The sequence below is a fragment of the Delftia sp. DLF01 genome (assembly GCF_014852125.1).
Classification (GTDB): Bacteria; Pseudomonadota; Gammaproteobacteria; order Burkholderiales; family Burkholderiaceae_C; genus Comamonas; species Comamonas acidovorans.
In genome coordinates this window covers 167,997-180,063 of the sequence record NZ_JACVAZ010000005.1, presented here as the reverse complement: position 1 = coordinate 180,063, position 12,067 = coordinate 167,997, and the positions used below count along the sequence as shown (strand labels likewise).

General features: G+C 68.6%; 13 protein-coding genes. 5 read left to right on the top strand and 8 right to left on the bottom strand.

Going from position 1 to position 12,067, the window contains the following annotated elements; genetic code table 11:
• The first annotated feature begins 63 nt into the window (after positions 1-63).
• From IB269_RS24550 to IB269_RS24530, 5 genes are all read left to right on the top strand, one after another.
• The gene (locus IB269_RS24550) at positions 64-1,086 is read left to right on the top strand and encodes an AraC family transcriptional regulator (RefSeq protein ID WP_192368563.1); all 1,023 of its coding nucleotides are present in this window, start codon (positions 64-66) and stop codon (positions 1,084-1,086) included.
• Between the two features lie 98 nt (positions 1,087-1,184).
• Positions 1,185-1,760, top strand: a complete 576-nt coding sequence (locus tag IB269_RS24545) for an RNA polymerase sigma factor (protein WP_017405078.1) — start codon at positions 1,185-1,187, stop codon at positions 1,758-1,760.
• On the top strand, positions 1,757-2,344 hold the full coding sequence (locus tag IB269_RS24540; RefSeq protein WP_013799970.1) for a hypothetical protein: 588 nt from the start codon (positions 1,757-1,759) through the stop codon (positions 2,342-2,344). Before IB269_RS24545 ends, IB269_RS24540 begins: the two co-directional genes overlap by 4 nt.
• 34 nt (positions 2,345-2,378) lie before the next feature.
• Complete coding sequence (locus IB269_RS24535) at positions 2,379-3,632, top strand: sulfite oxidase (RefSeq protein WP_192368562.1); 1,254 nt, start codon at positions 2,379-2,381, stop codon at positions 3,630-3,632.
• Between the two features lie 96 nt (positions 3,633-3,728).
• Entirely contained in the window at positions 3,729-4,076 is a 348-nt protein-coding gene (locus IB269_RS24530) for a c-type cytochrome (RefSeq protein WP_192368561.1), read from the top strand.
• Positions 4,077-4,092: 16 nt separating this feature from the next.
• Here IB269_RS24530 and IB269_RS24525 read toward each other — a convergent pair whose 3' ends face one another.
• The 8 genes from IB269_RS24525 to mnmG form a co-directional block, all read right to left on the bottom strand.
• Positions 4,093-4,917: a class I SAM-dependent methyltransferase gene (locus tag IB269_RS24525; RefSeq protein WP_192368560.1), complete on the bottom strand. Its 825-nt coding sequence runs from the start codon at positions 4,915-4,917 to the stop codon at positions 4,093-4,095.
• Positions 4,918-4,941: 24 nt separating this feature from the next.
• Complete coding sequence (locus IB269_RS24520; RefSeq protein ID WP_013799966.1) at positions 4,942-5,976, bottom strand: peptidoglycan-binding domain-containing protein; 1,035 nt, start codon at positions 5,974-5,976, stop codon at positions 4,942-4,944.
• Positions 5,977-6,172: 196 nt separating this feature from the next.
• Complete coding sequence (locus tag IB269_RS24515) at positions 6,173-7,108, bottom strand: ParB/RepB/Spo0J family partition protein (protein ID WP_192368559.1); 936 nt, start codon at positions 7,106-7,108, stop codon at positions 6,173-6,175.
• A gap of 13 nt (positions 7,109-7,121) precedes the next feature.
• Positions 7,122-7,700 carry an RBBP9/YdeN family alpha/beta hydrolase gene (locus IB269_RS24510; RefSeq protein ID WP_071953952.1) on the bottom strand — a complete coding sequence of 193 codons (579 nt, stop codon included), beginning with the start codon at positions 7,698-7,700 and terminating at the stop codon, positions 7,122-7,124.
• Between the two features lie 2 nt (positions 7,701-7,702).
• Entirely contained in the window at positions 7,703-8,473 is a 771-nt protein-coding gene (locus tag IB269_RS24505) for a ParA family protein (RefSeq protein ID WP_034397528.1), read from the bottom strand.
• A gap of 13 nt (positions 8,474-8,486) precedes the next feature.
• Positions 8,487-9,101 carry a LysE family transporter gene (locus IB269_RS24500; protein WP_013799962.1) on the bottom strand — a complete coding sequence of 205 codons (615 nt, stop codon included), beginning with the start codon at positions 9,099-9,101 and terminating at the stop codon, positions 8,487-8,489.
• A gap of 106 nt (positions 9,102-9,207) precedes the next feature.
• Positions 9,208-9,867, bottom strand: coding sequence for a 16S rRNA (guanine(527)-N(7))-methyltransferase RsmG (gene rsmG, locus IB269_RS24495; RefSeq protein WP_123694835.1), 660 nt, complete (start codon positions 9,865-9,867; stop codon positions 9,208-9,210).
• Positions 9,864-11,843 carry a tRNA uridine-5-carboxymethylaminomethyl(34) synthesis enzyme MnmG gene (gene mnmG / locus IB269_RS24490; RefSeq protein ID WP_088166421.1) on the bottom strand — a complete coding sequence of 660 codons (1,980 nt, stop codon included), beginning with the start codon at positions 11,841-11,843 and terminating at the stop codon, positions 9,864-9,866. The genes rsmG and mnmG overlap by 4 nt, the downstream gene beginning before the upstream one ends.
• Positions 11,844-12,067 lie beyond the last annotated feature (224 nt).

Sequence of the window (12,067 nt, the reverse complement as noted above, 5' to 3'; positions counted from 1 at the left end):
GCCGCATCTTAGGCAGCAGCGTTTCGTCTTGTATGCGATAGTCTGCCAACTTCTGTCGCAAACATGCCAAAGCCTGTCTCCACGCCCGGCACCCCTGCCCACACTTTTGCCGACCCTTCTGCCGACACCCTGCCCAGCGCCTGTCCCGCAGCCGCACTGCGGTCGGTGCGCAGGGCCCGGCCAATGGAGCCGGTCGAGGCCTTGCATCCGCACCTGTTCGTGCCCACGCCCCAGCGCCCCGTGCGCGCCAAGCGGCACCGCCTGTCGGCACGCACGCGCGTCATACCGCACAGCCACAGCTGGGCACAGATCGCCATCTCGCTGGACGGCGTGCTGCACCTGTCGGCCCCCCAGGGCACGCTGATCGCACCGCCGTCCAAGGCCGTGTGGATTCCGCCCGGCCTGGTCCACGCCGTGGCCATGGTCGAGGAAGCCGATCTCGTCTCCATCTACGTGCTGCAGGACGATCCGGCCCAGGGCCCCGTACTGCCGGACCTCCCGTCCTGCGGCGTGGCCTGCAACCCGCAGGACTGGGCACGCTGCCGCGTGCTGGAGGTTTCGCCGCTGATGCGCGAGCTGATCACGGCCCTGCCCAAGCAAAGCGATGACCAGCCCGCCCCGGACGCCGCCACGCTGCAGCGCGAGCACCACCTGAGCGCCCTGCTGCTGGAAGAACTGCGCCGCGCCAGCGAAGTCCACCTTGGCGTGAACATGCCCCAGGACAAACGGCTGCGCATGCTCTGCGAGGCCGTGGTGGCCGACCCCACCCAGCACGAGAGCCTGGCCGACTGGGCGGCCGACACCGGCGCCAGCCCGCGCACCGTGGCCCGGCTGTTCCAGCAGCAGCTGGGCTGCAGCTTCACCACCTGGCGCCAGCAAGTCGTGCTGGCCCACGGCCTGAGCCTGGCCGCGCGCGGCCTGCCCATACAGCAGATCGCGGCCGAGCTGGGCTACAGCCCCAGCGCCTTCAGCGCCATGGTGCACCGCACGGTGGGCATGCCTCCGGCACGGTTCTTCGGGCAGCAGGCTGGTTCCGCTGCCCACCGGGCCGGAACAGGCGCTGTATCGCGGCCGACCAGGGAATGACAGGGAGCCATCGCCTCTTCGCGATAGCTGATCCGATATAGGGTTTGCCGATAGGCAGGCCATGGAATGCGGCGGCGCCCTGCGTGCTCTTATGCCGCATGATCTCCACCGCCGAGTCGCGCTACAACCAGTGGGTGCGCGAGCACTACCGATTCCTGTTGCGCAGCGCCTGGGCGCTGACCGGCTCGCGCGCGCTGGCCGAGGACGTGGTGCAGGACTGCTTCACCAGCGCCTGGCGCTTTCGCCACCAGCTGCGCGAGGCCGCAATGGCGCGGGCCTGGCTGTTCCAGATCATGCGCCGCCATGCCTTCCGGCACCTTGCGCCATCGGCCCATCTGGTCAGCGATGACGAGGCGCTGGACCAGCATCCCGCCCCCACCCCCTCGCCTTCGGCGCTGGACGACCGGCTCGACGTGGTCAAGGCGCTGTCGCGCATCGCGCCCATCCACCGCGAGGTGCTGGTGCTCTACTACTTCGACGACATGCCCACGGCCCAGATGGCCGAGGCCCTGGACATTGCGCCGGGCACGGTGCTGTCGCGCCTGTCACGCGCCCGCGATGCGCTGAAGGCGGCGCTGGAGCAGGCCGCCCCGGCGCCTGCTCCAGAGACTGCCAGCGTGATTCCGCTGCGCCCCACCCCGCTGCGCGCCACCCGATACCAAGGCTTGAAATGACTGCCCCGGACACAACCGACGAATCGGCCTTCGACCTGCGCGCACGCGCCGAACTGGCCCTGGCCTTCGACCCCGGACCGCACGGCGAGCCGCCCGCCCATCTGCTGCGCCACACGCCCTGGCATGCGCGCAGCGGCGTGCGCCGGCTGATCGCCGCGCTGCTGGTGGGCAGCTCGGCCGCCACCGCCGTGTTCGCCATGCGCCCGCCCGAGCTGGTGCGCGCCGCCATCGAGCACGAGTACTACGAGCGCACGCTGCGCGGCAGCTTCATGCCCGAGGCCGAGGTCGCGCGCCGCATGGACCTGCCGGCCGGCGAGAAGCTGCCCGGCTACACCCAGCTGATGCGGCCCTGCGACATCGACGGCACGCGCGCCTACCACCTGACCACCTTCTTCGAGAAGGGCGGCATCGTCACCGTGCTGGCCTTCGACCAACCCCAGCGCCTGGCCGATGGCCAGGGCTGGTGGGCCAACATGCACTGGCAGGTCGTTCGCTCGCGCGAAGGCCGGCCGCTGGTGCTCGTGGCCCAGAAGAAACAGGCCCTGGCCGTGGCCAGCAAGGCCCTGGGCAGCCCTGCCCCATGACACGCCCCCTGACAACCACCACGAGGAGACAACCATGAACCACTTGCCGACATCGCCCACCTCCCCCGCGCGCCGCAGCCTGCTGGCCGGCAGCGCCAGCGCACTGGCCGCAGCTGGCCTGGCCGGCCTGCACCAGGGCGCATTGGCCCAAGCCCAAGCCCAGGCCCAGGCACCCGCAGCTGCGGCAGCACCGGCCACCAAGCCCCTGCCCGGCTACGCGGGCTGGAAGAAGGCCGATGCCCTCATCGTCCACAGCTCCACCACCATAGAGACGCGGCGCGGCGCCTTCGGCACCAGCGTGATCACGCCCAGCGACCAGCTCTATGTGCGCAACAACCTGCCCACGCCGCCCGAATCCATCGTGGCCGACCGCGATGCCTGGCAGCTGCAGTTGGAGGGCGTGCGCCAGCCCCGCAGCCTCAGCGTGCGCGAGCTCAAGTCCCTGGGACTGGAGACCGTGGCCATGGTGCTGCAGTGCTCTGGCAATGGCCGGGCCTTCTTTCCCAGCAAGCCCAGCGGCACGGCCTGGACCGTGGGTGCGGCCGGCTGCGTGGTCTGGAGCGGCGTGCCCGTGCGCGAGGTGGTCAAGGCCCTGGGCGGTGTGTCAGACGGCGGTCTCTACATGACCGGCACGGGCGGCGAGGTGCTGCCTGCGGGGCTGGACCCCAAGAGCGTCATCGTCGAGCGCTCGGTGCCGCTTTCGGCCCTGGAAGACGCCCTGCTGGCCTGGGAGATGAACGGCGAGCCCATCCCGCTGGCCCACGGCGGGCCGCTGCGCCTGATCGTGCCCGGCTACACGGGCGTGAACAACATCAAGTACATCAAGCAACTGGCCTTCACGCCGCGCGAGAGCGAGGCCCACATCATGTCCCACGGCTACCGCATCTCGCCACCCGGCAGCAAGGGCGACCCGAGCCAGCCCTCGGTGCAGGAGATGAGCGTCAAGTCCTGGATCAACTCGCCCCTGCCCGAGGACGGCGGGCAGGCCGCCGGCCTGGTGCAGATCCACGGCGTGGCCTTTGGCGGCATGGATGCCGTCAAGGGCGTGGAAGTGTCCACGGACGGCGGCAAGAGCTGGCAGGCCGCGCGCCTGGTCGGCCCCGACCTGGGCAAGTACGCCTGGCGCCAGTTCGTGCTGCAGGCGCGCCTGCCCAAGGGCACGCATGTGCTGGCCAGCCGCGCCACCGACGCGCGCGGCCGGGTCCAGCCCGAGACGCGCGGTGAAAACCAGAGTGGCTACAACAACACCAGCTGGGCCGACCACGCCGTGACCGTCACCGTGGCCTGAGCACGGCCCGCGCGCTCATCCCGCCACCTCTTCTCTTCACTCCCGTCACTTCCCGCACACGGCGCCAGACCGTGGCGGGCCCGTACCCCCATTGCCATGTTCACGATGAAACACCTGATCCACACCGCCCTGCTGGGCAGCACTTTGCTCGGCAGCGCCCTGCTGTCCGCCCCCGCCTTGGCCGATGAAGCGGCCCAGATGGCCCTGGGCAAGAAGCTGTTCGCCACGGCCACGCCCGCCTGCGCGCTGTGCCACACGCTCAAGGACGCGGGTGCCGAGGGCGCCATCGGCCCCGTGCTCGACGAGCTCAAGCCCGACGCCGCGCGCGTGGCCCGTGCCCTGCGCGACGGCATAGGCGCCATGCCCTCGTTCAAGGCCACGCTCAGCGAGGCCGATATCGCCGCGCTGTCGCTCTACGTGAGCAAGGCCAGCGCGAAGAAGTAGGAGCCACGCACAGCCGTCACCGGCGTTCCTGCAGTTCCCGCCGCGCCTTTTCGTAGGGCGTCTCCTCGGGCTCGGGCACATGCACCACGGCCTCGCCGGCACCGCCCAGCGGCATGCGGTAGACCCAGAGGCTATGCCGGCCCGGGCCCTGGCGCTGCCAGGAGGGCTCCACGCCGGGCAGCGCAAAGTCCAGGCTGACCAGCCAGGCGCCCTCAGGCAGCTCCGTGGCGGCCTTGACGGCCGCACGGCCCATGCTTTCGGGGCGCTGGAACAGGTAGACCATCTGGTAGCCGCTCCAGTCGGCCAGCCAGATGTCGGCACGGCGCACGCGGGCCCACGGGCAGCGCAGCGCGCACAGCCAGCGCAGCGGCCAGCTCCACTCCATGCCGTTGAGCCGCGCCTGCGGGTACTGCCCGCGCAGCGCGCGCAGGCCGTCGCCCAGGCCGCAACCGGCATCGAGCACGGCCGCGCCGTCCGGCAGCGGCGCAGCATCGGCCAGGCCTTGCAGCGCATCGGTCGGCGTGGGAAACAGCGGCGCATCGCGCCAGGCGTTGAGCGGGTAGACCAGGGTCAGCAGACCCAGCGCCGCCAGCCACAGCCAGGGGCTGATGGCGGCCAGGCCGCCCGGCCCCCACAGCATCAGGCAGGACAGCGGAAAGCCCGCCGCCACGGCCAGGCGCCGCCACCAGGGCGTGGCCAGCAGGCTGGCGAGCACGCCCAAAAAACAGGCCGCCAGCCAGGCGGCCAGCGGCCCTAGGGTCGATTGCAGCGCGGCGTAGACAAGCCAGGCGCCCGCCCAGGCAAGAAGGGCCGGGGCCGGCCAGGGAAGGCGCCGCATCATGCGCGCCCTCCTGCCGGGAGCCGCTTATTGCTGTTGCAGGGCTTGCGAGGTCGCACGGTCGAGGCGGCCGGTCTGCGGCAGGCTCTGGTCGCGCTGGAACTCGCGCAGGGCGTTCTGGGTGTTCTTGCCCATGGAGCCGTCAGGCGTGCCTGCGGTGTAGCCCAGGGCATTGAGCTTTTGCTGGGCCGCGCGCAGCGACATGCCGGCGGCATTGGCGCCCGGAGCCGATGTCTGCGAGGGTGCGGCACCGCCGTCCACGCCCAGGCGTCCACCGCCGCCCAGGCCCTGGCCCTTGACGGTCTGCGCCTTGTAGTTGCGCAGCGAGCGCACCATCTGGTTGTAGGCGTCCATGAAGGCGGCGGCGATCACCTTGCCTTCGGCCGTGCGCGTGTAGCCGCCCAGCGAGGCGCCGGCGGAGCCGCCGAACAGCGCGCCCATGCCGCCCCAGTCGGTCTTGGAGGACGAGCCTTCGGAAGCCGACACCTGCACGCCCGAACGGTTGTCCACCAGGGCCAGCATGACCGAGGCTTCACGGGTCTTGGTGGCTGCAGCCAGCGCGCCGAAGATGCCGCCTGCGCGGCCGCCGATGGCGCCGCCCATGCCGCCGGCATCGCTCTGGTTGAAGATCACTTCGGGAGACAGGCCGTAGTCGGAGGCCACCATCTGACCCTTGCCCAGGTTGCTGCCGCCGCGCATTTCGCCCGAGTCCATCAGCGCGCGTTCACGCGCCATGGCGCCCATGCCGGCCGCGCCGCGTTCCACGACGATGAAGCAGTTGGACTGCTGGATCATCAGGCGCAGCAGCTGCGAGGTGGGCGGCAGGCGGTACTGCTGGGTGAGGATGGTGTACCAGCCCGCGGTCTGGTTCTCGACCAGGGAGATGGTGCCCAGCGAGGAGTCGCAACGCTCCAGCTCGGTATTGGCGTTCTCGGCGCTGGCACCGCCTGCGGCGCCCGTGGCCACGGTCTTGGCTTCGGGCGAACCCATGCGCATGTCGGTGGTCACGCAGCCGGTCAGCGCCACGGCAGCGATGGCAGTCAGGGCAAGATACTTCTTCACGTTGTAATCCTCTTGGTCTGGTCTAGGTGAATCAGCGCCAGGGCAATGGGCGTCCACGCACTGGCAGCGTCGCCAGTCAGCGATTACACACAATTACCCCGCATAACAGCGCGCAAATATACCGGGATTCACCCTTGCGAAAAAGCGCTGCTTTGCTGGAGAACGACAGATCACAGACGGTTACAAGCTGTTGTCATCACTCGGGTGCATCGCCGCGCAAACGTTCGATCAGCCCGTTGAGCGCATCGAGCGAGCCGAACTGGATCGCCACTTCGCCCATTTCCTGCAGCTTGCCGCCACGGCGCACGGACTTCTTGATGCGCACCTCGACATCGGCCATGAGCAGATCGGACAGCTCTTCTTCCACGCGCTTGATATCGCGCGACTTGCCGTCCTTCTTGGACTTCTGGCGCACCAGGCTGAAGTCGGCGCCGATCTTCTTGACCAGGGCCTCGGCCTCGCGCACCGACAGCTTCTTGGCCGCGATCTGGTTGCCGGCCGTGATCTGGGCCGCGCGGTCCAGCGACAGCAGGGCGCGCGCATGGCCCATGTCGATGTCGCCGGCCATGAGCATGGTCTGCACCGGGTCGGCCAGGTTCAGCAGGCGCAGGATGTTGGTGGCCGCGCTGCGCGAGCGTCCCACGGCCTGGGCCGCCTGCTCGTGCGTGAGGCCGAATTCCTTGACCAAGCGCGACAGGCCCTGGGCCTCTTCCAGCGGGTTCAGGTCCTCGCGCTGGATGTTCTCGATCAGCGCCATGGCGGCGGCGGCCTCGTCGGGCACCTCGCGCACCAGCACCGGCACCTCGGCCAGGCCGGCGATGCGGGCCGCACGGAAGCGCCGCTCGCCCGCGATGATTTCGTACTTGCCGGCGTGGTCGCCCTTGGCCAGGCGGCGCACCAGGATGGGCTGCATGATGCCCTGGGCCTTGATGCTTTCGGCCAGCTCGTAGAGCGCGCCCTCGTCCATGTGGGTGCGCGGCTGGTACTGGCCGGGCACCATGACGTCGAGCTGCAGGATGCTGGGCAGGCCGGTCTCGGCCCCCGGGCCGCCGCCCTCTTCCTTGTCGTGGACCTTGGGTCCGAGCAGGGCTTCCAGCCCGCGTCCCAGTCCCTTGGGTTTCTTGGTCACCATGGTGTTGTCCTTGTCAAAGCGATGCCAGCAGCGCGTGTCCGCTGTCCCAGTCGCCCAGCCCGCTGGCCGTGTTGAGATGGCCCGAAGGCCCTGCGTCGACGAAGCGTGCGCCCCAGGCATCGGCCATGGCTTGCACGCGCTGGGCGCTGCAGTAAATGTCGTTGTCGCTGCCGACCACGATGGAGGCAAACGGCAGGCGCTGCATCATCACGGGCGACCAGCCGGGCAGTTGCTCGCGCAGCTGGGGCTGCTCGGTATCGCCGGGGGCCACCAGCAGCGCGCCGCGCACCTTGCGGGCGGCCAGCGGCGAATGCGCTGCCCACCAGGCCACAAGGATGCAGCCCAGGCTGTGCGCCACCAGCACCACGGGGCGCGGGGCGTCGAGCACCGTCTCCTGCAGCCTGGCGCTCCAGTCGCCGCGCAGCGGACGGTCCCAGTCGTTTTGCTCCAGGCGGCGGTAGCCGTGGCGCTGCTCCCAGCGGCTTTGCCAGTGGTCGGCATCGGAGTTCTGCCAGCCGGGCAGCAGCCAGACGTCCTCGGCGGCCCACCCGGTCGGCACGCCCTGCCCTGCCGCTTCATGTGAACCTTGCATGGCTACATCTTCTTGATGCGGCGCACCATCTCGTGCGCGAAATCGATGAAGGCCTTGCTGCCCTTGGCGCCCGGATCGAAGACCACCCCCGGCACGCCATAGCTGGGCGCCTCGGCCAGGCGCACGTTGCGCGGGATGACGGTGTCAAACACCTTGTCGCCGAAGTGCTCCTTGAGCTGGTCGCTGACCTGCTGCTGCAGCGTGGTGCGCGGATCGAACATCACGCGCAGCAGGCCGATGATCTGCAGGTCGGGGTTCATGTTGGCGTGCACCTGCTTGATGGTGTTGACCAGGTCGGTCAGGCCTTCGAGCGCGAAGTACTCGCACTGCATGGGCACGACCACGCCATGGGCCGCGCACAGGCCGTTCAAAGTGAGCATGGACAGGCTGGGCGGGCAGTCCACCAGCACGAAGTCGTAGTCAGCATCGACCGCCTTGAGGGCGCCCTTCAGGCGATCGTTGCGGCGCTCCAGAGTGACCAGCTCGATCTCGGCGCCGCTGAGTTCGCGGTTGGCGCCCAGCACGTCGTAGCCCACGGCATCGGAACGCACGGCGGCTTCCTTGACGCTGGCGTTCTCCAGCAGCACGTCATAGACCGACAGCTCCAGCGCACGCTTGTCCACGCCCGAGCCCATGGTGGCATTGCCCTGCGGGTCCAGGTCGATCATCAGCACGCGCTGGCCGACCTTGGCCAGGCCCGCTGCAAGGTTGACGGCGGTGGTGGTCTTGCCGACCCCGCCCTTTTGATTGGCGACACAGAAGATTTTGGCCATGGTATTTACACGCTTATTTGGCGATGGCCAGCTTGAGGCCAAAACCGATCAGGAACACGCCCGCAGTCTTTTCGAGAACCCGGGAAACCGCAGGATTGGCGCGCATGCGCTCGGCCAGATGCGCGGTCAGCAGCACCACGATCAGGCAATAGAGAAAGGTCAGAGCGGCCACCGTGGCCGCCATCACCGCGAACGTGAGCAGGCCCTGGTGGCTTGCGGGATCCACGAACAGCGGGAAGAAGGCCATGTAGAACACGATGGACTTGGGGTTCATCAGGGTGATCAGGCCGGCCTGGCGAAAGTAGTGGCGCGGCTCGATGTGCAGCACGGGCTTGTCGCCGGGCTTGGCGGTGAGCATCCTGAAACCCAGCCAGCCCAGGTAGGCGGCGCCCAACCACTGCACAGCATGGAAGGCCGCGGGATAGGAGGCCAGCAGCGCGGCAACGCCCGCCACGGCCATCCAGATCAGCACCTGGTCAGCCGCCAGCACGCCGGCGCAGGCCGCCATTCCGGCACGTATGCCGCCCTTGCCGGTGGAGGTGATCAGCGCCAGATTGCCCGGCCCCGGAATCAGCAAAAACAGAAGAATGGCAACAACGAATGCGCTGAAATCGGAGATGCCGAACATGCTGACCCCTGAGCGATGAAAGCTGGGAGTTTATGCGAGGGCCATAGCCAGCGCATGTGGAACATGGCCCCGCCGCAACGCGGCAGTGTGCCATTCGGTAAAAAAATCAGGCGCAAACGCGCAGCCAGAGGATGCAGCGCTCGGCATCCAGGCCCGGCACCTTCAATGGTTCCACGTGAAACACCTGCACGTCGGCGGGCAGCGCGGCGATTTCATCGTCGGGGTGCTTGCCCTTCATGGCCAGCCAGGTGCCGCCCTCCTCCAGCGCCTGGCGCGACCAGCTGGTGAAGTCCACCAGCGAGGCAAAGGCACGGCAGCTGATCAGCGGATAGCGCGTGGTCAGCTGCTCCACGCGGCTGTGGATGCCGCGCAGGTTGGGCAGGCGCAGCGTGGCCGCTGCCTGCTGGATGAAGGCGGCCTTCTTGCCCACGGTATCCACGCAGTGCACGTCGATCTGCGGGCAGCAGATGGCAAAGACCACGCCGGGCAGGCCGCCGCCCGAGCCCACGTCCAGCATGGCGGTGCGGCCTTCGCGCGCAGGCATCTGTGCCAGATGGCGCTGCAGCGCCGGCACGGCAGCCAGGCTGTCGAGCAGGTGATGGGTCAGCATTTCCTGCGGATCACGCACGGCCGTGAGGTTGTAGACCTTGTTCCACTTGCCCAGCAGGGCCTGGAATTCCATCAGCGTATCGATCTGGGCGGGGGTGAGGTCCAGCCCCAGCACCTGCAGGCCGGCTTCGAGCGGAGCGCGCAGTTCCTGGCTCATGCGGATGCCTCCTCGCCCTTCGCGTCAGTCACATCCGGTGCAAAGCCCCGAAAGCCCCCCTTCTTCAGGTGCACCATCAGCAGCGAGATCGCCGCCGGCGTCACGCCCGACATGCGCGATGCCTGGCCCAGCGTCTCGGGCCTGTGCTTTTGCAGCGACTGGCGCACCTCGAAGGACAGGGCCGGCACCTGCATGTAGTCCAGCTCGGCCGGCAGGCGCAGGTTCTCGAAGTGGGCGGCGCGCTGCACCTCGTCCTTCTGGCGGTCGATGTAGCCCGCGTACTTGGCCGCGATTTCCACCTGCTCGACCACGGAGCCGCTGAGATCGCCCAGCACCTCGGGCTGCACATCGGCCGAGGCATAGCGGCCCTCATTCAGGCTCATCAGCTTGCCGTAGCCCACATCGGGCCGGCGCAGCAGGTCGAACAGGTTGTACTCGCGCTCGATGGACTTGCCCAGCACACGCTCCGATTCCTCGGGCGTGACGATGCGCGGATTGACCCAGGTGGACTTCAGGCGCTCTGTTTCACGTGAAACAGCATCGCGCTTGCGGCTGAAGGCATCCCAGCGCGCATCGTCCACCAGGCCCATGGCGCGGCCAGCTTCGGTCAGGCGCATGTCGGCGTTGTCCTCGCGCAGCTGCAGCCGGAACTCGGCGCGGCTGGTGAACATGCGGTAGGGCTCGGTCACGCCCTTGGTGATCAGGTCATCGACCAGCACGCCCAGGTAGGCCTCGTCGCGGCGCGGCAGCCAGGCTTCCTGGCCGCGGCACTGCAGCGCGGCGTTGAGGCCGGCGAACAGGCCCTGGGCCGCCGCCTCCTCGTAGCCGGTCGTGCCGTTGATCTGGCCCGCGAAGAACAGGCCCTGGATCTGGCGCGTCTCGAAGCTGCTCTTGAGCGAGCGCGGATCGAAGTAGTCGTACTCGATGGCGTAGCCGGGGCGCAGGATGTGCGCGTTCTCCAGCCCCTTCATGCTGCGCACCAGTTCGTACTGGATGTCGAAGGGCAGGCTGGTGGAGATGCCGTTGGGATAGAACTCGTTGGTGGTCAGGCCTTCGGGCTCCAGGAAGATCTGGTGGCTTTCCTTGTCGGCAAAGCGGTTGATCTTGTCCTCGACGCTGGGGCAGTAGCGCGGGCCCACGCCCTCGATCTTGCCCGTGAACATGGGGCTGCGGTCAAAGCCGCTGCGGATGATGTCGTGCGTGCGCTCGTTGGTGTGGGTGATCCAGCAGGGCATCTGGCGCGGGTGCATGGCCGCATTGCCGATGAAGCTGAACACCGGCAGCACGCCTTCGTTGACACCACCGGGCATGCCGTCGCCGGGCTGCTCCTCGCACTGCGAGAAATCGATGCTGCGGCCATCCAGGCGCGGCGGCGTGCCGGTCTTCAGGCGCCCCTGGGGCAGTTGCAGCTCCTTGAGCCGCGATGACAGGCTGACGGCTGGCGGATCGCCCGCGCGGCCTGCCGCGTAGTTGTTCAGGCCCACGTGGATCTTGCCGTCCAGGAACGTGCCCGCCGTGAGCACCACGGTGCGGCTGCGAAAGCGCACGCCGACCTGGGTGACGGCGCCCACCACGCGGTCGCCCTCGACCATGAGGTCATCCACCGCCTGCTGGAACAGCCACAGGTTGGGCTGGTTCTCCAGCATGTCGCGGATGGCGGCCTTGTAGAGAATGCGGTCGGCCTGGGCGCGCGTGGCACGCACGGCCGGACCCTTGGAGCTGTTGAGGATGCGGAACTGTATGCCGCCGATATCGGTGGCCAGCGCCATGGCGCCGCCCAGCGCATCCACTTCCTTGACCAGATGGCCCTTGCCGATCCCGCCGATGCTGGGATTGCAGCTCATCTGGCCCAGGGTCTCGATGTTGTGGCTCAGCAGCAGCGTCCTGCAGCCCATGCGCGCAGCCGCCAGCGCGGCCTCGGTGCCGGCGTGGCCGCCACCGACCACGATCACATCAAATTCCTGTGGGTACAACATGCTTATCACTCCGGGGGCCTGCCCGGCCCAAGCCCCCGACACGGAGCACTCACGCTCCGGCGCTCATGGCAGGTGGCCCTCGTTCATGTAGCGAGGGGAACCCAGCGGGGAACCCGCGATTTTCCCACCTTTGCCGCACCAGTGCCTTGCAAGGGGTCGGCCGGCCCCGCCACCGGGCCGGCACTGCGCCGGTGTTCCACGTGAAACAGTGCGGCGAACACGTG